General features: G+C 70.7%; 16 protein-coding genes. 8 read left to right on the top strand and 8 right to left on the bottom strand.

What is annotated here, in order from left to right:
- Window positions 1–23: 23 nt before the first annotated feature.
- Window positions 24–764 carry an SDR family NAD(P)-dependent oxidoreductase gene (locus tag ABIA38_RS26740; RefSeq protein WP_424641386.1) on the top strand — a complete coding sequence of 247 codons (741 nt, stop codon included), beginning with the start codon at window positions 24–26 and terminating at the stop codon, window positions 762–764.
- A 269-nt stretch (window positions 765–1,033) separates the two neighbouring features.
- Here the strand turns inward: ABIA38_RS26740 and ABIA38_RS26745 are convergent, their stop codons facing one another.
- Together ABIA38_RS26745 and ABIA38_RS26750 are read right to left on the bottom strand one after the other, a co-directional pair.
- Complete coding sequence (locus ABIA38_RS26745; RefSeq protein ID WP_424641387.1) at window positions 1,034–1,684, bottom strand: leucine-rich repeat domain-containing protein; 651 nt, start codon at window positions 1,682–1,684, stop codon at window positions 1,034–1,036.
- A gap of 105 nt (window positions 1,685–1,789) precedes the next feature.
- The gene (locus ABIA38_RS26750; protein ID WP_424641388.1) at window positions 1,790–3,046 is read right to left on the bottom strand and encodes a helix-turn-helix domain-containing protein; all 1,257 of its coding nucleotides are present in this window, start codon (window positions 3,044–3,046) and stop codon (window positions 1,790–1,792) included.
- Between the two features lie 84 nt (window positions 3,047–3,130).
- Here ABIA38_RS26750 and ABIA38_RS26755 point away from each other — a divergent pair, with 84 nt between their 5' ends.
- Window positions 3,131–3,727 carry a hypothetical protein gene (locus ABIA38_RS26755; protein ID WP_424641389.1) on the top strand — a complete coding sequence of 199 codons (597 nt, stop codon included), beginning with the start codon at window positions 3,131–3,133 and terminating at the stop codon, window positions 3,725–3,727.
- 580 nt (window positions 3,728–4,307) lie between these two features.
- Window positions 4,308–5,933, top strand: a complete 1,626-nt coding sequence (locus ABIA38_RS26760; protein ID WP_424641390.1) for a TROVE domain-containing protein — start codon at window positions 4,308–4,310, stop codon at window positions 5,931–5,933.
- 83 nt (window positions 5,934–6,016) lie between these two features.
- On the opposite strand, the gene ABIA38_RS26765 is transcribed toward ABIA38_RS26760, so the two are convergent.
- From ABIA38_RS26765 to ABIA38_RS26775, 3 genes are all read right to left on the bottom strand, one after another.
- Window positions 6,017–6,145 (bottom strand): hypothetical protein, encoded by a 129-nt coding sequence (locus ABIA38_RS26765; protein WP_424641391.1) that lies wholly within the window; start codon window positions 6,143–6,145, stop codon window positions 6,017–6,019.
- 3 nt (window positions 6,146–6,148) lie between these two features.
- Complete coding sequence (gene lanL, locus ABIA38_RS26770; protein WP_424641392.1) at window positions 6,149–8,899, bottom strand: class IV lanthionine synthetase LanL; 2,751 nt, start codon at window positions 8,897–8,899, stop codon at window positions 6,149–6,151.
- Between the two features lie 77 nt (window positions 8,900–8,976).
- Entirely contained in the window at window positions 8,977–9,411 is a 435-nt protein-coding gene (locus ABIA38_RS26775) for a cytidine deaminase family protein (protein ID WP_424641393.1), read from the bottom strand.
- A 477-nt stretch (window positions 9,412–9,888) separates the two neighbouring features.
- Between ABIA38_RS26775 and ABIA38_RS26780 the strand changes: the two genes are divergently transcribed.
- From ABIA38_RS26780 to ABIA38_RS26800, 5 genes are all read left to right on the top strand, one after another.
- Window positions 9,889–11,208, top strand: coding sequence for an ABC transporter substrate-binding protein (locus ABIA38_RS26780; RefSeq protein ID WP_424641394.1), 1,320 nt, complete (start codon window positions 9,889–9,891; stop codon window positions 11,206–11,208).
- Window positions 11,209–11,292: 84 nt separating this feature from the next.
- A complete protein-coding gene (locus tag ABIA38_RS26785) occupies window positions 11,293–12,291 on the top strand; it encodes a carbohydrate ABC transporter permease (RefSeq protein ID WP_424641395.1) in 999 nt (332 codons plus the stop codon).
- 2 nt (window positions 12,292–12,293) lie between these two features.
- The gene (locus ABIA38_RS26790) at window positions 12,294–13,130 is read left to right on the top strand and encodes a carbohydrate ABC transporter permease (protein ID WP_424641396.1); all 837 of its coding nucleotides are present in this window, start codon (window positions 12,294–12,296) and stop codon (window positions 13,128–13,130) included.
- A 25-nt stretch (window positions 13,131–13,155) separates the two neighbouring features.
- The gene (locus ABIA38_RS26795; protein WP_424641397.1) at window positions 13,156–14,283 is read left to right on the top strand and encodes an ABC transporter ATP-binding protein; all 1,128 of its coding nucleotides are present in this window, start codon (window positions 13,156–13,158) and stop codon (window positions 14,281–14,283) included.
- 151 nt (window positions 14,284–14,434) lie between these two features.
- Window positions 14,435–16,702 (top strand): alpha-L-fucosidase, encoded by a 2,268-nt coding sequence (locus ABIA38_RS26800; protein WP_424641398.1) that lies wholly within the window; start codon window positions 14,435–14,437, stop codon window positions 16,700–16,702.
- A gap of 73 nt (window positions 16,703–16,775) precedes the next feature.
- Here ABIA38_RS26800 and ABIA38_RS26805 read toward each other — a convergent pair whose 3' ends face one another.
- The 3 genes from ABIA38_RS26805 to ABIA38_RS26815 all read right to left on the bottom strand — a co-directional run bounded on the left by ABIA38_RS26805 (window position 16,776) and on the right by ABIA38_RS26815 (window position 20,242).
- Window positions 16,776–17,723, bottom strand: a complete 948-nt coding sequence (locus ABIA38_RS26805) for an aldo/keto reductase (RefSeq protein ID WP_424641399.1) — start codon at window positions 17,721–17,723, stop codon at window positions 16,776–16,778.
- A gap of 354 nt (window positions 17,724–18,077) precedes the next feature.
- Window positions 18,078–18,836: an SDR family NAD(P)-dependent oxidoreductase gene (locus ABIA38_RS26810; RefSeq protein ID WP_424641400.1), complete on the bottom strand. Its 759-nt coding sequence runs from the start codon at window positions 18,834–18,836 to the stop codon at window positions 18,078–18,080.
- Window positions 18,833–20,242 carry an L-fuconate dehydratase gene (locus ABIA38_RS26815; RefSeq protein WP_424641401.1) on the bottom strand — a complete coding sequence of 470 codons (1,410 nt, stop codon included), beginning with the start codon at window positions 20,240–20,242 and terminating at the stop codon, window positions 18,833–18,835. The genes ABIA38_RS26810 and ABIA38_RS26815 overlap by 4 nt, the downstream gene beginning before the upstream one ends.
- Window positions 20,243–20,336: the final 94 nt, after the last annotated feature.

Here is a 20,336-nt window from a genome sequence, read left to right on the forward strand (position 1 = left end):
GGGCCGGCGGGCAGGCTGGACACATGAACGAGATCGAAGGAAAGGTAGCGTTCGTCACCGGCGGCAGCCGCGGCATCGGGGCGGCGTCGGTGCGCGCCCTCGCCGCGCACGGCGCCGATGTGGTGTTCACGTATCGGGACAACGCCGACGCTGCGGCCGACGTGGTCGAACAGGTCAAGGCACTCGGGCAGCGGGCGCTGGCGATGCGGGTGGACGCGGTGGACGGGGACGCCGTGGTCGCGGCCGTGGACGAGACCGTCGCGGCCTTCGGGCGCCTGGACATCCTGGTCAACAACGCGGCGGTGTTCCGGCTCGGCCCGATCGAGGAACTGGGCGCGACCGCACTGGACGAGACGCTGGCCGCCAACGTCCGGGCCCCGTACCTGGCTTCGCGGGCGGCGGCCCGACACCTGGGCGCGGGCGGCCGGATCATCACCATCGGCAGCAATGTGGCCACACGGACCATCTTCCCCGGCTTCACGCTGTACACGCTCGGCAAGGCCGCCGTGGTCGGCATGACCAAGGGCCTGGCCCGGGACCTGGGCCCACGCGGGATCACCGTCAACGTGATCCAGCCCGGCCCCACCGACACCGACCTCAACCCCGCCGACGGCCCGAACGCCGACGGCATCCGCGCCAACACCGCACTCGGCCGCTTCGCGACCCCCGACGACATCGCAGCCACGGTCGTGCACTTGGCGGGCGCGAGCGGCCGGTACATCACCGGCACCACCATCGACGTGGACGGAGGCTTCAACATCTGAGCAATGTCTGAGCAATGGCGGATCCAACGTCCGAGCATCCGAGCACTCGTCAGTGACCGCCCCCACCCGCTCGGCCCGCCGCCCGCCGCGCCGATGCCGATTCCGGGTGGGGGCGGGCCGCGACGGCCTGTTGGAAGTGCGGACAGTCGACGAGGTCGTCGTGTTCGCAGGCGAGCGCAGCCGGCACCCGAGAGTGAGGACCGGGCCGGTCGCGGATAAACCAATCCCGGCCGGACGTTCCGGCCTCCTCCGAAGGTGCCCGACCGGCGCTACCCGTGCCGAACACAGACCGCCGAGCACGCATTCAGGAGCAGGGGCACGACGTCCGTCCCCACCAACCTCCGGACCCAGGTGCGGGGGTGCCCGGCTTCGGTGCCGATCGGGCGTGTGCATACCCCACACGGCCACCCGGGAGAGGCCGCCGGCAGGTCCGGGAACGGTGCGTCCGTCGTGGCGTTTCCGTACAGGGCCCGGGTGCTGACCGTGCTGCGGATCAGCCGTGTACAGCGGGTGATCTCGTACGGGAACCAGTGCAGTCGGTAGGACCGGTATGGGGTGAACTCGGTCAGGCTCGCCATCTCGCCGATCTCGGGCGGGATGCGGACCAGGTTGCTGCCGTAGAGGTCGAAATGCTCGACCTCGGTCAGAGTCGCGATCGAGGGCGGCAGCGTGATCACGTCCCGGCGCTCGCTCGGGCTCAGCTCGGCGAGCGGCCGGAACAGCGCGCGGCCGTCGGCGGCGGCCTCGTCGATCAGCGTCAGCAGGTGCAACCAGCCCGGCGCCGAGGTGTCCTGCTCCTCGGCATGCAGCCGCACCCGGCGTGGCCACGGCCGAGGCCGCTTGGGTCGAACGCAGCACCGGCACGCGTCCTGGGCCTCGGCGCCGACGACGGATGGTGGTGATTCGAGAGACTCGGCCATGTCGGCCACGGTAGGGAGGCGACGACGGTCCCCGCATCGGGTTTTGCCGGCCGGTCGGCCGTCGGTTCGGTGGGTGGGTGGGTCGGGACGGTCACTGGACATCCGTTATTCGTGGCTGCGCATCAGGTCCTGGATCGGGTGCGCTTCCGGTGCGCCCTTGCGCAGCAATACCGCTACCGTGGCGCACAGTTCGTTCCAGGTGTGCGGCCTGCCGACGATCGCCGCGTCCGGGATGCAGGAAAGGGCCGTGGTGGCCGCTGCCTCGACCTCGCCCGCGCCCGCGTACGCGTGGGCGAGGCAGGCCTGGTACCAGGCCCGGTCCCTGCGGTAGGTCTCGGGTACGCCCGCGAGGCCGGTCCGAAGCAGGTGTGTTGCTTCGGTCCAGTGGCGGAGGTGCAATTCGGCCATGCCGCGTTGCAGGGTGAACCACGCCTCGTCGTAGAAGTACAGCCACGGGGGCTCGTCCTCCGGTCGCTCGGCGGCCCGGGTGATGAGCAGTTGTGCCTCGTCGAGCAGGCGGCGGGTCGCGTCGGAGTCACCGGCGATCGCATGGCCGCGCGCGACCATTTGGGATGCCATGCCCTGTACGCCCAGCGAGGTTCGCACGTCGTGCCAACGCGCCGCCTCCGCCAACGCGACGCACCGGCGCGCGTCCCCGGCGGACCAGGCCGCGTGCGCCTTCATACTCAGCGTGGTCGCCGCCATGTTCGCGTCCTCGGCCGCCAACGCCCAGTCGTGGGCCCGGTCGTACCAGGCCAGCGCCGAGGGTTGCTCGTTTCGGTCCTGGCACAGCCAGGCCAGGAACTGGGCGTGCTCGGCGGCCAGCCGCACCGTACGCGTCGCCAACTCGCCGACGGCGCCCGCGTGCAGGTCGACGACGGTCGACAACTGACGCCGCATGACGTCGAAGAGCGGTCCCGATCCGATGGTGTCCTCGACCCGCCGGTGCTCCGCGAGCAGCCGATCCAGCCAGTCGACCGACGCCGCGTCCACCCGGCCCGGCTCCCGAACCACCCGGGTGATCCGATCGAGCAGATCCGCGTCGGGAGCGAGCGAGGGCAGCACGAATGCCGCGACCGGCCATCCGCCCGACGGCTCCGCGCCCAACAGCTCCGGTGGCACGCCCAATCCAGCCACGATCCGCTGCCGCACCTCTTGGGACGTGACCCGCCGACGACCCCGCTCGATGTCCGAGACATCCGACTGGGCAAGCCCGACCAGCGCACCGAGCCGCGTCTGACTCCGACCGGTCAACCGCCGCCACTCCCGAAAGACCGCCGCCCAGTCCTCCGCCGCCACCGCAACCCGTAGCCGGGGGTGCGGCCATACCTGCCGCACATCCGCGTCCGTGCCGTCCACCATGTCCCGACTGTAGATGGGTTCTATCGGACACCGGGATGGATTCACGGCCACTCCGCTCGCAATGGTGACGAAATGGAGCCCCCCGTGATCAAAACGAAGGCGGTCGTCGAGACCGTGACCATGCCCGCTTGGAGCGTCCACCTGAAGCCGGTCGACCACCGTCGACCGTGGCGCCTCGATGCCGTCTCCGCCGCCACCTATCCCTCGGCGGACCGGCCCGAGCGCGCCGCCGTGCACCTCACCGATGGGGAAGTGGCCGCCCTCGCCGAGACGTTGCTTCGTCCCCGGCACTTCGAGGAGCCGCAGCCCGGCCGGGCCCGGGTGGTCCGCGACGGTTTCGGCCTGCTGCTGCGGCTCGTGGTCGACCCCGTCGACGAGGAGCCCGGTGTCATCGTCCACGTCCAGGAGCACCACCGCCTCGAACTCCTCGACGACCTCGGCCGATACCGGCCCGACCTGATCCCCACCACCGCACCGCCCGAGCCTCGGATGTACCTCGGCTCCGTTCCGGTCACCGGGCTGACCCTTGATCAGGTCGTCGAACTGCACGACCGGCTCGGCCGATGGCTCGACAGCGAGGGCATTCGGGCCGCCTTCGCCGATCGTGACATCGCTCGGCAGGTGTCGGTGGGGACCGTGGGCCCTCTGATCGGGACCAGGAAGCGGATCGTCGGGAAGTAGTCGAACAGGACCTCCCGGCAGCGGCAGCACGGGGGACCCACCACACCGCGCACCGCCTCCGCACGGGCTGAGTCCCGGCCGGGTCGGGAGGGCGACCCGAACGCGGCGGCAGGGCCGGGAAATTGCGTTTCCGGTCGGGCGGTCACCGGCTAGGCTCGGGACGTCCGGGTGCGCAGGCATCGGCTACTTCTTTGGATGAATCACGCCGCCGCCGCTTTTGATCTCCGGACCTCGACAACTTCATACGCACCTCCCGGTGCGCAGGCAACGGATACTTCGGATCCGAGGGTTGTGGGTTCGAGTCCCACCCGGTCGTCGAAAGGCGGCAGGTAGCTCAACTGGACAGAGCATCGGGCTTTTCCGTCGCCGCTTTCGATCTCGGGAGGCACGACGTCGCGGGTGCCCGGTGCGCAGGCCGGGAATTCTTCCCTCTCAACAAGGGGCGACCCGGGTTCGAATCCCGGACGACGATCTCGGTCGTCGGTAGCTCAGCGGCCCAGAGCGCCTGGAACGCCCAGCCGCCCTGATCTCGGGCACCCACGCGACGCACGACCTCCCCCCACCCTCCGGGGAACCCCACATGTCTCGCTTCAACATCCGCGCCGCACGGTCGCGCGCCTCCGGCCCGACCACCACCACCGGCCCCGCCACGACCTACGAGGGTGGTGCCGCCTACACCCGCGACACCCGTAGCGAGCTGCTCATGCTCGCCGTCGTCAACATGGTCGGCAACGACACGTTCTACGAGAGCGCCGGCGCCCGCGACGACCGATACACCACGTTGGTGCGTGCCGTCGCCGTGGAACATCCGGACTGGATGGTCGAGTTCGTGCGCTGGCTGCGCGGCGAGGCGAACATGCGCAGCGCCGCCCTGGTCGCCGCGGCCGAGACCGTCAGGGCCCGCCTCGACGCCGGAGCGGACGGCACACCCGGATACTCGCGCCGGGTCGTCGACGCCGCCCTGGCCCGCGCCGACGAGCCGGGCGAACTGCTCGGCTACTGGACCGGCCACTACGGCCGCGCCATCCCCAAGCCGATCAAGCGCGGCGTCGGCGACGCGATTCGCCGCCTGTACAACGAACGTTCGCTGCTCAAGTACGACACCGCGAGCAAGGGCTTCCGGTTCGCCGACGTGCTCAACCTGGTCCACCCCGCGCCGGATCCGGCGAAGCCGTGGCAGGGCGACCTGTTCACGCACGCCCTCGACCGGCGCCACCACCCGGACGCGGCCGTCCCGCCGCCCGGGCTGCGTACGGTCACCGCCAACGCCGAACTGCGCCGCGCCGCGAAGGCCGACCCGCGCGCGCTGCTCGACCCGGACGCGCTCTCGGCGGCCGGCATGACCTGGGAGGACGCACTGTCCCTGGTGGGCGGCCGGGTCGACCGGGCCGAGTTGTGGTCGGCGCTGGTGCCGTCGATGGGTTACATGGCGCTGCTGCGGAACCTGCGCAACTTCGACGAGTCGGGAGTCTCGGACGACGTCGCGGCGCGTATCGCGGCGCGCCTGGCCGATCCGGGCGAGGTGGTCCGTTCGCGGCAGTTCCCCTACCGGTTCCTGTCCGCCTACCGTGCGGCGCCCTCCCTGCGATGGGGACATGCGCTGGACCGGGCCCTGACCGCGTCGTGTGCGAACATCCCGGCGCCGACCGGCCGCACGCTCGTCCTGGTCGACACCTCCGCCAGCATGCAGTCCCGGGTGTCCGCTCGCTCGCAGATCCGGCACGTCGACGTCGGTGCGCTGTTCGGCGCGGTCCTGGCGCGTCGGGGCCACCTGGTCGACCTGGTCGGGTTCGCCGACGGCCACTTCGCGCACCGGCTCGCCCGGGGCGGATCGGTCCTGCGCAACATCGAGGCGTTTACCCAGCGGGTCGGCGAGGTCGGGCACGGTACCGAGACCGTCGCCGCGCTGAAGGCCGCCTACCGGGGGCACGATCGGGTGGTGATCGTCTCCGACATGCAGGCGTTCGCCTATCCCGGTACGGGCTACCGCCTCGACCGGCGCACGATCTCCGTGTCCGCCGCGATCCCCGCGACGGTGCCCATGTTCGGCATCAACACCACCGGCTACAGCGCGACTTCGATCGAGTCCGGCACGCCGAACCGGCATGAGATCGGCGGCTTCAGCGACAAGATGTTCACCATGATGGACCTGCTCTCCCGCGGCCGGGACGCCGACTGGCCGTGGGCGCCGCCCACGACTTGGTGACGGACGCCGCGCCCGACCCACCGGGCGCGAGAGTTCCGTACGGGCGGCCCGGCCGCCCGTACGGAACTCGGCGGAATCGCGGATCAGTCGACGTCCTCCACGTCGACCACCCAGGAGCTGCGGCCGCAGGTGTCGCAACACCGCATGGGCTCGAGGTCCTGGTGCTCATCGACGGCCGGCAGTTCCTGGAGTTCCAGGACGAAATTCTCCATGCCTCATCTCCCCTTTCCGGGAATCGGCCTGATGGCCGGCCGGTCGACCAGCCACGCGCGGGGTCCGCCGTGTACCAGGCGGAGCAGGAAATCCAGCACACCGGCCATGCCGACGCCGTACGACGCGTACATCTCGCGCAACGTGTCGTCCGGAACGAGCAGCCGGCCGTGCCGGCGGGCGGCCCGCAGCGCGATGCAGTCCGCCAACTCCCGGGCCCGATCCCGGTATCGCGCGTCGCCGGTGGCCGCGTGCAGGTCGAGCAGCAGTTCGGCGTTGCCGGCCACGCCGTGACACGAGCCGGGGCCCATCCGCCACCGTTCCTCGTACACGGCGCGCGCGGCGCCCTCGGTCAGGTCGAGCCAGCGGTCCTCGCCGGTGACCTGCCACAACCGGAGCAGGAAGCCGGCCACGCCGGAGGTGCCGTTGCACCAGAAGTTCAGCCCCGGTCGCTCGGTCCGCCCGGGGCCCTTCGGCCACAGCACGACGTCCGAACGCCGGTCGGCGACCGCGGCCAGCGCGTGTGCGCCGCCGATCGCGATGTCCACCAGGTCGGGCCGATCCAGGTCGCGGCCCGCCGCCAGCAGGAAGTTCGCGTTCCCCGCCACCCCGTGGCCGAAGCCGTACAGGGACGAACCGGCCAGCTCGGCACGTACCTCGGGCCCCACCGGCCAGTCCACCCCGCCGTCGGCCGCCGCCAACAACCGCAACATGCCGTCCGCACACTCGCCGACCCGCGCGGCGAACCGGTCGTCCCCGGTGGCGTGCCACAGGTGTAGCTGGGCCGTGCCGGCACCGGCCAGACCGTGGCACACGTCCGGGTTGTTCCCGGTCAGCGGGATGGCCAGGGCGTACGCCGCCGCGCGGTCCGCCAGCGATTCGTCGGCCAGCGTCCGGGCCGCCTCGTACAGTGCCCAGGCGGTGCCCGAACGCCCGAAGTACAGCCCGGGCAACACCCGTTCCGGGCGGGTCAACCGGCGGTCGAGCCAGTCCGCGGCCGTCCGCAACGCCGGCCGCACGGCCTCGTGGCCGCACCGCACGGCCCGGTCCAGGACGGCGAGCACCCCGGCGGCGCCGAGTTGCACGTTGCACGGGTCACTGTCCGGCAGTGAGCGCGGAGCGGGCCACAGATACGCGGCCTCCGGATCCATCGTGTCGGTGAGGTGCGCCAGTCCGTCCGCCAGCAGCCGATCCGGCGCGGCCGGCGCGGGTGGCGCGGGTGGCGCGATGTGCGCGAACGCCGGTCGGCGTCCCAGTCCCGGTCCCGGTCCCGGTCCCGGTCCCGGTTCCGTTCCCAGGAAGTCGGCGGCCTGCTCCAGCGTCCATCGCTCCGGGCCGGCCGCGGTGAGCCCGACGATCAACGGTGCCAGCGCGCCCAGTGCCGGGATCCCGGGCGCGGCGGCCGCGACGATCGCCGCGAGCCGCTCGCCGGCCGATCGGGCCGGCGCGCCGTCCGAGGCGAGGACCGGGCTGATCCCGGCGGTGACATGCAGCAACGTCGCACCCAGGCTGAAGCAGTCCGCCGGGTATCCCGGTGCGGGCGGCTCGGCTTCGCCCGAGGCGAGGTATTCGGGCGCGGTGAATCCGCGGGTACCGATCACGGGCGCCCGGGTCCCGAGCCGCACCGCGCCCTCCAGGTCCACGAGCATGGGCCGACCCTGCGGCGTGATCATCACGTTGCTCGGCTTGAAGTCCCGCAGTACCAGCGACTCCTCGTGCACCTCGGCCATCAACCGGGCGAGTTCACGGGCCAGTTCCCGGGCGGTCGAGACCGGGATCAGGCCGTCGTCGCCGTGCCGGCGTTCCAAACGTTCGGTGGTCCACCGCTGGAGGGTGTCCCCGTCGATCAGGTCCTCGACGAGGAAGACGTGCCCACCCTGCTCGAACACCTCGCGCACCGCCGGCACGATCTTGCGGGGTGCGAGCAGTTCGAGCACCTCGGCCTCGTGGCGCAGCCAGTCCCGGGCGTCCCGGCCGTCCGGCCCTGAGGCGACGTGCGGGCGGGCCTCCTTGATCAGTACGTCCTCGCCGGTCCGCTCGTCGCGGGCCCGGTATACACCGCCCCGGTTGGAGTGGTTGATCGCCTCCCGGACCCGGTATCGGTCCGCGAGCAGGACCGGGTCGCCACGTTTGCGCCCGGTACGCGGTGGGGTGGGCGGGGCCAACGGGTCGACCGCCCACGCGGGTGGGGCGAACCAGGCCTCGCGCCGGTCCGGCACCGATGTGCCGTCGGGTGCTTCGAGGCGGCCTTCGTAGAACCCCTCGTCGTTCAACTCCCGAGGATGCGCGAAGCAGCCGAAGCGGTAGTGGACCAGGCTGCCCGGCCGATACCGCCGATCGGAGAGAATGGCCGGCCCCGGCAGCCCCTCGGTCACCGTGTGCAACTCGGCGGCGAGCACGACCAACTGCTCGTCGTCGGCCGGATACGCGGTGATGAACTTGCCGGACATCGCCCGGGTCGCCCGCACCGCGTTCATCTCGGCAGCCGCCTTCGGGGTGACCGCGAACTTGAACGCACAGTCGTGCGCGACCAGCACCCGGGCCGCGCGCTCCAGTACCTGCGGGGCGGACCGCGCGGTCGAGGACAGATGCAGCTTCCAGCCCTGCCGCCGCCGGATGTGCTTCGGGGGCGCCACCATGCACCAGGGGTCGCCGGGCCACAACCGCCATGAGTCGGTGTCGTCGGTCTCTGCCAGGACCTGCGTGACCAGCAACTGGTAGCTCGACATCACCGGCTCAGAATGCCACTGCGCCACCGGCCCGGACCATAGGAACTCACCCATATATCACGCCAATTCGGTGGGCGAAACGATTGGGGAGGTGGGTCCTCCCGCTACTCCTCCGGGTTCCGGTGGTTCGACCACACGTAGCCGGCCGGGAGCAAATCGCCGATCGGGACGGCCGTCGTCTCGCCGTCGATCGGGACCAGGACGCGGATCGTCGGGAAGTAGTCGGACAGGACCTGGCGGCAGCGGCCGCACGGTGGGACCACACCGCGGCCCCGGTCGCCGACCGCGACGATCGTGTCCAGGTCGTAGGCGCCCTGCGTGGCGGCCGTGCCGATGACCACCAATTCGGCGCACGGGCCGCCGGTGAAGTGGTGCACGCTCACGCCCGTGAAGATCCGGCCGTCCCGGCTCAGGGCCGCCGCGGCCACGCTGTGGTTGTCGCCTCGGCATGCGGTGGCGGCGGCGTGCGTCGCCGCCTCGAGGAGTTCGAGATCGGTGGCGCGGTCGAGTCGATGGGGCTGGGGGTGGGGGTGGTTCATGGGTACTCCCGGGGCGATTCGTTGGCCGGCACCCATCCAATCAGCGCCGCCCGGCCTCGCCGGACACCACGCCCGACACACCTCCGCCCGTTGCTCACCCCGATACTTCGCCACTCTTCGCCACTCTCCGTAAAGAGCCGATGTATGGACTGCTCCTATTGACGCGGAAATCCGCGCCGAATTACCGACCGGTGCTCCGCAGTGAGCCCACATAGCCCCATCTATCAGGCAGAACCGCCAATTCCGGCTGCTGCATTTCGCTTCGGAGACGGTCTGCCCGTGACGCCCATGAAAGTCTTGTGCCGTCAGAGATCCGATGTATAGGCTCCAGCTCTGCACACGCAGACCCCGAAGTCATCGCAGTCATCCCCGACATCGTGTCGCCGGCGGACCCCGCCGCCCGGTGACGTACGGACCCGGCCCGGCAGGGCACACGGCGGCGCACCACATGGTGTCGACCTCGTGCGAAGGAGACCCATGGAACGCTCACGGACACGCCGGCTGACCACGGCGCTCGCCGTCCTCACGGTCACCGGCCTGCTCGCCACCGCGTGCGGCAACAGCGGCGACGACAAGGCAACTTCGGCGGACGGCAAGGTCACGCTCAAGTACTGGACCTGGTTCCCCACCGACGCCACGCTCAAGAAGACCATCGCCGCGTTCGAGGCGAGTCACCCCAACATCAAGGTGGACCTCCAGCTCAACACCAACTCGGACTACCAGAAGAAGCTTCCGCTGGCGCTGAACAGCGGCCAGAAGCTGGATCTCGTGGGCGTGCAGGCCTCCGCGATGGCCGACCAGCTCGCCAACAAGCTCACCCCCGTCACCGACCTCGGCATCGGCGACGACGTACTCGGCCAGGTCGCCCCGGCCGCCCTCGCGCAGAGCCGGAAGCTCGTCAAGGACGGCAAGCTCTACTTCATCCCGATGGGCCGGCTCGGCTCCGCCGCGATGTTCTACAACAAGGACCTGCTCGACAAGGCCGGTGTGACCACCGTGCCCAAGACCATGGCCGAACTCAAGGACGCCGTCGCCAAGGTCAAGCAGTCCACCCCGGACACCATCCCGGTCGCCATGGCCGGCGACTCGTGGTTCCAGGACGAGGTCGCGCTCACCATCGCCGGCCAGACCGCCCCCACCCTGTTCGACGACATCCGCTACAACAAGGGCCGTTGGGACGACGAGCGCTACATCGGCGCGCTGCGCGACTACGCCGGGCTGTACAAGGACGGCACGCTCGGCAAGGACACCCTGGACCTGGACGGCACCCGTGCCACCCAGCTGTTCGCCACCGGCAAGTCGGCCTTCTACTTCGGCGGCACGTGGGACGCGGGCATGCTCTCGCCGACCTACCGCCAGGCCAACAAGATCGAGATCAAGGATGTCGGCGCCGCCGCCCTGCCGCTGGTGAACCCGGCCGGCACCCCCTCCCTGCGCGGCTTCATCGAGACCGGCCTGGCCGTCCCGAAGAACGCCAAACACCCCAAGGAGGCGGCCGAGTTGCTCAAGTTCCTCACCGTCGGCGACGGTGTCCAGGTGTGGGGCGCGGACCTGGGCCTGATCCCGGTCAAGCAGAACTTCGTGCTGCCCCCCGACGTGCTCACCAGCGACGCCGGGCGCACCGGCTACACCGCCATCCAGGACCTGGTGGCCAAGCCCGCGAGCGACCGCAACAACATGAGCGACTTCTCCACCATCACCGGCGACACGGTCAAAAAGGTCATCCAGGGCTCCGACCCCAAGTCCGAGGCGAAGAAGCTCCAGGACGAGTTCACCAGCGGCCGCTACAGCAAGTAGCCCGCCCGGGCCTCGGCACCGCCCCCGCGCGAACCGGCCCGCACGAACCCCGCCCGGATGCACCCCCGATCGGCAAGGACGCCCATGACCACCACAGCCCCGGACCCGGTCGACGCCGCGTCGACCGCGGCCGGGGTACCGGCCCACCCCGGCCGGCGCCCCGGCAGGCGCCCCGCACGCCGCCGCAACAAGCCGGCCGACGGGCCGCAACAGCGGGGAGCCTGGCGCGTCGCGCTGCTCTTCCTCGTCCCGCTCCTCGGCTTCTACCTCGTCTTCTACGTCTTCGGCTTCGTCTTCCTCGCCCGCACCAGCCTGCAACGCACCGACCTGTCCTTCCTGGACCCGGAATGGATCGGCCTGGAGAACTACCGACTGTTGTTCACCGACGACCGCTTCCTCGGCGCACTGGTGAACAACGTCGTCTTCGCCGGCGCGGCGGTGGCCGCGGCGCTCACCCTCGGCTTCTTCATCGCCGTCGTGCTGAGCACCGGACTGCGCGGCAGACGCTGGTACTACGTGGTCTTCCTGGTCCCCTCCCTGATGCCGGTCGCCCTGGTCGCCTCGGTGTTCGGCGCGATGATGGAAAACCGCTACGGCACCCTCAACGAGACACTGCGCAGCGCCGGCCTCGACTCGCTGACCGGCGAATGGTTGACCGACCCGGGCCTGGCCTACGCCGTGGTCATCGGCATCTTCGTCTACCTGGTCGGGCTGCCGATCATGTACTACACCGCCGACCTCAGCGCGCTGAACACCTCGCTCCTGGAGGCCGCCGTCCTGGACGGCGCCTCGTTCTGGCAACTGCTTCGCACCATGCTCTTCCCGCTGATGCGCACCACGCACAAGACCGTGGTCATCTCGATCCTGCTGATGTCCTTCCGCGCCTTCGAGATCGTCTTCTTCTCCACCAAGGGCGGCCCCGCCGGCGGCACCGAGATCTCCGGTACCTACGTGTACAACTTCGCCACCTCGCCCGGCCCACAGGTCGGCTACGCGTCCGCGGCGGCCGTGGTGGTGCTGTTGCTCGCACTGCTCCTGTCCGCGATCCAACTCCGCTTCACCGGGAAGAACGAGGAGGTGTGACGGTGGCCGACACCGGCGACGCCATGGGCGTACTCGTGCGCCGCACCCGCGACCGGCGGATCCTCCAGGCGATGTTGCTCCTGATGGGCGCGATCTGGCTGTTCCCCATCTACGCCGCGATCAAGCGCTCGTTGGAGGGCGGCGGCGTGCACAACTACACGGCACTGTTCACCGACCCGGTCGGCGGCGTGACGATCTACGAGACCTACCTCAACTCGTTCATCATCGCCATCCTGCACGCGAGCATCGTGGTCGTGGTCGGCGCGCTCGCCGGCTACGCCTTCTCCAAACTGCACTTCCGCGGCAAGGAGGCGCTGTACTACGGCGTCGTACTGTGCCTGGCCGTGCCCGGCACCGCGATCCTGGTACCGCTCTACTACACGATCCGCGAGGCCGGCCTCTTCGACAACTACCTCGGCGTGGCCCTGCCCGAGGCCGCGCTGACCCTGCCGTTCGCCGTCCTGCTGCTGCGCAACTTCGGCGACAACATCCCCGATTCGCTGGTCGAGGCGGCCCGGATGGACCGGGCCACCCACTGGCAGGTCTTCCGCACCGTGTATCTCCCGTTGTGCCGGCCCGCGTTGGTGAACCTGTCCATCCTGTGCGTGATGTGGTCGCTGCAGGACTTCCTCTTCCCCAGCCTGTTCCTGCAGGAGGAGAAGTACACCACCGCGGCCAAGGCCGTGCAGTCCTTCCAGCAGTATCTGGCCACCAGCCCCGCCGACATCGGCAAGTACAACGCGTCCCTGGTCCTGCTCGCGGTCCCCGCCCTGCTCCTGGTCGTCTTCGGCCTGCGCTTCATCACGGCGGGCCTGACCAGCGGCGGCGTCAAGGAATGACCGGGATTCCCAAGCAAGGAGAGAAATGGCCCAGGTGACGTTGGACCAGGTGTCCAAGACCTACCCGAACGGGCACGTCGCCGTGCACGGCCTCGACCTGGACATCGCGGACGGCGAATTCCTGGTCCTGGTCGGCCCGTCCGGCTGCGGCAAGTCGACGCTGCTGCGGATGATCGCCGGCCTGGAATCGATCACCGGCGGCGAACTGCGGATCGGCGACCGGGTCGTCAACGACGTGCACCCCGGCGACCGGGACATCGCCATGGTCTTCCAGAACTACGCGCTCTACCCGCACTACACGGTGGCCCGCAACATCGCCTACCCACTGCGCCTGGCCAAACGCCCCAAGGCCGAGATCGACCGGCGGGTACGCGAGGTGGCCGCGCTGTTGGAACTGACCGACTACCTGGACCGCAAGCCCGGCCAACTCTCCGGCGGACAGCGGCAACGGGTCGCGATGGGTCGGGCGATCATCCGCGACGCGCAACTGTTCCTGATGGACGAACCGTTGTCCAACCTGGACGCCAAACTGCGCGTACAGATGCGCGGCGAGATCGCCCGGCTCCAGCGTCGGGTGGGCACCACGATGGTGTACGTGACGCACGATCAGGTCGAGGCGATGACCATGGGCCACCGGGTCGCGGTGCTCAAGGACGGCCGGTTGCAGCAGATCGGCACCCCCGACGAGATCTACCGCACACCCGCGAACACGTTCGTCGCGTCGTTCATGGGCACACCGCCGATGAACCTGGTCGACGCTACGCTCACGCGCGCGGGCAAGACCGGCACGGTGGTGCTCGGCGGCGTGGAGATCCCGCTGGCGACCCTGCCCGAGGGCGCCGCCACCGGTGCGATCACGGTCGGCGTACGCCCGGAACACCTGCTCGACGCGGCGATCACGGGTGACGGGACCGGAACACAGGTCCGCATCCCCGCCGTCGTGGAATACGTCGAGGCACTCGGCGCGGAGAAGAACGTCTACGTCACACTGGGTGCCGAACGCGGCGACGCGGCCTCCACGCCCGCGCCGATCGCCTGCCGCTTCCCGGCGGAGAGCGGCGTGCGAGCCGACGCCAAGGTCGAACTGGCCCTGGACCCGGCGCGGATCCACCTCTTCGACGCGGCCTCCGGCGCCGCACTCGCGCTGCGCTGAGCGCGCCTGTCCATCCCGCCCATTCCCAGACTCGCGAATGCCCGGCCGTACGACCGTACGCCGGGCATTCGTGTACGCGGTCGGCGCCGGTCCGCGCCGGCCGCGTTCCACCCACGCATCTCCGTACAACGATGAGCTTGGAGGCTCACAGGTGTTGAGACGATGGTGCACCATCCTGGTGGCGACGGCCGCACTGGCCGTCCCCATCGGGGCGATATCCCCGACCGCGCAGGCGGCGAGCGCCGCCGGCCCAGCTGCGAATGCCGTGCCCCAGGCCGGCGAAGTCCCGCAGCGGATCGACCAGTCCGCCAAGACCGACAACGTCACGGTGCTGATGGGGACGGCGGCCGAACGTACGCCCTCGATCAGTGTGTACGCCCCGGACAGTCGGAAGAACTTCTGGGTCGAGAACTTCAAGTCCGCCGATGACTACCTCGCCTGGACCGTCAACGTGCCCAAGGGCGACGCCTATCGGATCACCGCGATGGTGAACGCGGGCGCCGGCCAGACGTTCAAGGTCGCGGTGCGCGGCGGTACGGCGGCGACCGGCTTCGTACAGCCCGCCGGCGGTTGGAACCGGGTCGACGGCGGCACCCTGACGCTGCCCACCGGCACCTCCACGATCGTGCTCACCCGTACCTCGCCCGCCGGCGACGCACAGGTCAAGTCGCTCGAACTGGTCCGTGAGCGCGAACGCCCGGCCCGCGAACGGCGGATCCAGGACGCGCGCGCCAACACCTCCGCGTTCGCGAAGAGCGGCTACGGGCTGATGTTCCAATACGGCTCCTGGGGCTTCCCGGACAACGCGGGCGGCGCCAAGCCGCTGAACCGGCAGGCCGCCGACTTCGACGTACCGGCCTTCGTCCGCACCGTCAAGGAATCCGGCGCGGCGTATGTGATCTGGTCCTACAGCTGGTGGGGCTACCACGTGGATGGGCCGAACGCGGCGATCGACTCGATCGTGGGCAACGGCGACCTCACCGCCCAGCGCGACCTGATCGGCGAGGTGGCGGGCGCGCTGCACGCACAGGGCCTGGGCTTCACCATCTACTACCACCTCGGCACCGAGGACGCCGCGTGGTGGCCGCAGCAGAAACTCCCGCCGGAGTGGTCCACCACCGGCACCGGTGACCGCAGCACGATGCTGAACAACTGGAAACGTGTGGTCGCCGACATCGGCGCGCGGTACGGCAACAAACTGGACGGCTTCTTCTTCGACGACGGGCTGATCTACTACCCGGCGCCGTTCGAGGAGTTGGAGAAGGTGGCCCGGACCGGCAACCCGAACCGCATGGTGTCCTGGAACTCCTGGATCCTGCCCCGCTACACCGACTTCCAGGACGTCTACTTCGCCGAGGACGGCCACGGCGAGGCGGTCCCGGGCAGTGCGCCGGTCGGCGGCGACGGGGTGTTCCGGTCCGGACCGCAAAAGGGCCTGCTGCAGCACGCGATGTTCCGGATGGAGGACGACTGGGGCATCCACCTCCAGGGCCAGAAGATCACCAACGACTGGACCAACTTCTCGGCCAAGCAGGCGGTGGACTGGGCACTGGACGCCTCGCGCCGCAATGTGCCGCTGAGCTTCGACCTGATGATGTACGAGGACGGCCGGGTCTCCGAACGTTCGTTGGCCATCCTGGCCGACGTACGCCAGGCGCTGCGCGGCACCGCGGAACGCTCGACCGTGACCCCCGTCAACCAGGACGCGCCGAGCTTCGGCTGGAGCGGCGACTGGAAGCGCACGACCGAGCCGTGGGCCGGGAACCTCGGTGACGACGTGCAGGTGGCCACCGCGAACGGCAGTTCGGTGACCTACACGTTCACCGGCACCGGGGCCGACGTACTCGGTCCGCGCGGTTGGACCGGCGGTGCCTACGACGTCTACCTGGACGGCGCGCTCGTGCAGCGGCTCAGCGCCTTCGCGGCCTGGCCGAAGGCGCAGGAAGTCCTGTACGCGGCACGACACTTGGCGCCCGGGCAGCACACCGTCAAGCTGGTCAAGGTGGACGGCCGCGCGCTGCGCATCGACGGCGGTCGGACGCTGCCGAGCCCGGTCGAACTCAACGACACGGATCCGGCGTTCGGGTACACGGGGAGTTGGGCGCACGCCGGTGGCCGAGGTGCGGGCGACCTCGGCGACGATGTCACCTATACCGCCACCGACGGCGACGCGGTCACCGCGACGTTCACCGGCACGGGTCTGGACCTGCTGGTCCCGATGGGCGCCGGCTACGGCTCGGCGACACTGACCGTGGACGGGGTGCCGGTCGGCCCGGTCACCACGGACAGCGGCGGCGGTTATGCGGCGCAGCAAAAGCTGTACACCGCACGGTACTTGAAGCCCGGCAAACACACGCTGACGCTGACCAAGACCGGCGGGAGCTACCTCCAGATCGACGGCCTGCGCGTCTTCGGGTAACCGCCGACCCACAACGCACTTCGGCCGGGCCATGGATCGTGCTCATGGCCCGGCCGAAGTGCGTGCGGCCTTGCTAAGCCTGGACCGCGTCGAGCTCGGCCCACAGCCGCGCGGGGATCTCGGACGCGGCGAGGGCGACCGTGTCCGCGATCTGCGCCGCGTCCCGGGCGCCGACCACGATCGTGGCCACGGCGGGGTGCGCGGCGACGAAGCGCAGAGCCGCGGCGCGCAGCGGTACGCCGTGCGCGGCGCACACCTCCCGAAGCCGCAACGCCCGGGCCAGGAGGGCCTGGTCGGCCGGGGCGTAGTCGTAGGTGGCACCCGGCCGCGGGTCGGCGAGCAGACCGCTGTTGTACACCCCGGCGCCCAGTACGGAGACGCCGCGGCGGGCGCACAGGTCGAGCAGGTCCGCACCGGAGCGGTCGAGGAGGGTGTACCGCCCGGCGAGCATCACGCAGTCGAGATCGGTCTCGGCAACGAACCGGGCCGGCATCGCGCTCTGATTCATCCCGACTCCGATCGCGCCGACGACGCCCTGATCGCGCAGCTCGGCGAGCGCGGGATAGGCCTCGCCGACGGCCTGCGCCCAGTGCGCGTCCGGGTCGTGGATCAACACGATGTCGACCCGATCAAGGCCGAGCCGGTCCAGACTCGCCGCCAGGCTGCGCCGAACCCCGTCGCGCGAGTAGTCCAGGACGCGCCGCCGCGCGGGTGTTCCCACGAAACCCTCCCCGGCGGTGGGCGCTTCGGGGTCGTCCACGAGCAGCCGACCGACCTTGGTGGACACGGTGTACTCGCCGCGCGGGCGGCCACGCAACGCGTCCCCCAGCCGGGTTTCGGACAGCCCCACCCCGTAGTGCGGAGCGGTATCGAAATACCGAACCCCGGCCGCCCAGGCGGCATCCACGACGGCCGCCGCAGTAGCACCATCGAGCGCCCCGCCCAGATTTCCCAACGGCGCGGCACCGAGCCCGACTTCGGTCACCGACACGTTGGTTCGACCGACCACACTGCGTTTCACGAGCATCGCCTTTCGTCGCTGGGACAATCGTTCAAACGCCGGGCGAGCCAACAACTCCAGCCCGTCCGGCGTTTGAGGACAAACGGGCCGCAGGCCCGTGCCGGAAGCGTCGCGCCGAGCCCGGCGCCGGGGCTGTCGCGTCGAGCCCGGGTCGAGCAAGCCCCTCAGCCTGTCCGGCGCTTGAGGACAAGCGGGCCGCAGGCCGGTGGCCGGTGCGCCCGGGCGCACCAAATCCCCCAGCCTGTCCGGCGCTTGAGGACTGGCGGGCCGCAGGCCGGTGGCGGGTGCGCCCGGGCGCACCAAGCCCCTCAGCCCGTCCGGCGCTTGAGGACAGGCCGGCCGCAGGCCGACCAATCACGACGGCCGCAGCCGCAGGCCCTGCATGCCGCCGTCGACGGCCAAAGCCGTACCGGTCGTCGCGCCGGCCAGCGGGCTGGCCAGGGTGCAGATCGCGTAGGCGACCTCGTCCGCGCTGACCAGCCGACCCAGTGGCTGCCGCGCGTCGAGGGCCGCGCGTTCCGCGTCGGGGTCCGCCGCGGCCGACAACAACCGTCCCACCCACGGGGTGTCCGCCGTGCCGGGGTTGACGCAGTTGACCCGGATGCCCTCCCGCACGTGGTCCGCCGCCATCGCCAGGGTCAGCGCCTGTACCGCGCCCTTGGACGCCGCGTACAGCGCCCGCTGCGGCAGTCCCGCCGTCGCCGCGATCGAGCAGGTGTTGACGATCGCCGCGTGCGCCGACGCGCGCAGGTACGGGAGGCAGGCCCGGGTGACCCGGACCAGACCGACCACGTTGACGTCCAGGACCCGATGCCATTCCGCGTCGTCGTTGTCCGCCACCGTGCCCGCCGCGCCGATGCCCGCGTTGTTGACCAGGATGTCGAGCCCGCCGAGCGCTTCGCCGGCCGCGGCGACCGCCCGGATCACCGACGGATCGTCGGTGACATCGGCGACGTGGCCGCCGAGTTCGGCCGGCAGCCCGGCGAGGTCGCGGTCCAGGACGGCGACGGTCGCGCCGCGCGCGGTGAGCATCCGGGCGGTGGCCAGGCCGATGCCCGAGGCCCCGCCGGTGACCAGCGCGCGCAGTCCGGCGAATTCCTGATGGGTGGTCACGAGGCGGCTCCCACACGGGCTTCGGCGATGGCGGCGGCGCGGTCGGCGGTCCAGAAGAAGCCGTCCGGGTAGCGGTACGTGGCGATCGACTCGGGGTGCATGGTGGCCGAGAAGCCCGGCGCGGTGGGCGCGAGGTAGGCGCCGCGCTGGACCACGACCGGGTCGACGAAGTGCTCGTGCAGGTGGTCCACGTACTCGATGACCCGGTCCTCGACCGTGCCGCTGACCGCGACGAAGTCGAACATGGACAGGTGCCGGACCAGTTCGCACAGTCCGACGCCGCCCGCGTGCGGGCAGACCGGGATGCCGAACTTGGCGGCGAGCAGCAGGATCGCGATGTTCTCGTTGACCCCGCCGACCCGGCACGCGTCGATCTGCAGGAAGTCGATCGCCTCGGCCTGCAGCAACTGCTTGAACACGACCCGGTTCTGCACGTGTTCCCCGGTGGCCACCTTGACCGGCGCGATCGCCGCGCGGATCGCCGCGTGGCCGAGCACCTCGTCCGGGCTGGTGGGTTCCTCGATCCAGTGCGGGTCGAACTCGGCGAGCCGGCCCATCCATTCGATCGCCTGGTCCACCTCCCAACGCTGGTTGGCATCCACCGCGATCCGGATGTCCGGGCCCACCGTGGCGCGGGCGATCCGCAGTCGGCGTACGTCGTCCTCGACGTCGGCGCCGACCTTGAGCTTGATCTGGGTGAACCCGTCGGCGACCGCCTCGCGGCACAGCCGGGCCAGCTTGGCGTCGTCGTAGCCCAGCCAGCCGGGCGAAGTGGTGTACGCGGGATACCCGTTCGCGCGCAATGCCGCGATCCGCGCGGCCCGGCCCGGTGCGGCGCGGCGCAGGATGTCCAGCGCCTCGTCCCGGGTGAGCGCGTCGCCGAGGTAGCGGAAGTCGACCAGGTCGACGATCTGCTCGGGGCTCAGCTCGGCGAGCAGCAGCCACAGCGGCTTGCCCGCGTGCTTGGCCCTGAGGTCCCACGCGGCGTTGACCACGGCCGAGATGGCCATGTGCATGACGCCCTTCTCCGGCCCGAGCCAACGCAGTTGGCTGTCGCCGACCAGGGTGCGGGAGAACGCGCCCAGGTCGTCCAGGAGCGCGTGCAGCGGACGGCCCACCACATAGGAGCGCAGCGTCTCGATCGCGGCCACCTGGACGTCGTTGCCGCGCCCGATGGTGAATGCGAAGCCGTGTCCCTCGTGTCCCTCGCCGGCGTCGGTGCGGAGCACCACGTACGCGGCCGAGTAGTCCGGGTCGGGGTTCATCGCGTCCGAGCCGTCCAACTCCCGCGAGGTGGGGAAGCGGATGTCCGCGGTGACGAGTTCGGTGACGAGGGCGACGCCGGGGGCGGCCGCGCGAGCGGCTGCGCCGGGCCCGGGCGGGCCATCGGGGTGGTGCGGGATCACGTGCGGCTCCTCGGTTCTCGGCCGTGCGACCCGATCACCGGGCACGGGAACGGAAGTCCGCCCGAGCGGGGGTGAACGGCGATCAGACATCCGA

The organism is Embleya sp. AB8 (assembly GCF_049739465.1).
In the GTDB taxonomy this organism is placed as follows: domain Bacteria; phylum Actinomycetota; class Actinomycetes; order Streptomycetales; family Streptomycetaceae; genus Embleya.

Excerpts from the sequence above, each read along its gene's own strand:
- ABIA38_RS26740 (WP_424641386.1), top strand. The coding sequence starts at position 24 with ATGAACGAGATCGAAGGAAAGGTAGCGTTCGTCACCGGCGGCAGCCGC.
- ABIA38_RS26745 (WP_424641387.1), bottom strand. The coding sequence starts at position 1,684 with ATGGCCGAGTCTCTCGAATCACCACCATCCGTCGTCGGCGCCGAGGCC.
- ABIA38_RS26750 (WP_424641388.1), bottom strand. The coding sequence starts at position 3,046 with ATGGTGGACGGCACGGACGCGGATGTGCGGCAGGTATGGCCGCACCCC.
- ABIA38_RS26760 (WP_424641390.1), top strand. The coding sequence starts at position 4,308 with ATGTCTCGCTTCAACATCCGCGCCGCACGGTCGCGCGCCTCCGGCCCG.
- ABIA38_RS26765 (WP_424641391.1), bottom strand. The coding sequence starts at position 6,145 with ATGGAGAATTTCGTCCTGGAACTCCAGGAACTGCCGGCCGTCGATGAG.
- ABIA38_RS26775 (WP_424641393.1), bottom strand. The coding sequence starts at position 9,411 with ATGAACCACCCCCACCCCCAGCCCCATCGACTCGACCGCGCCACCGAT.
- ABIA38_RS26780 (WP_424641394.1), top strand. The coding sequence starts at position 9,889 with ATGGAACGCTCACGGACACGCCGGCTGACCACGGCGCTCGCCGTCCTC.
- ABIA38_RS26785 (WP_424641395.1), top strand. The coding sequence starts at position 11,293 with ATGACCACCACAGCCCCGGACCCGGTCGACGCCGCGTCGACCGCGGCC.
- ABIA38_RS26795 (WP_424641397.1), top strand. The coding sequence starts at position 13,156 with ATGGCCCAGGTGACGTTGGACCAGGTGTCCAAGACCTACCCGAACGGG.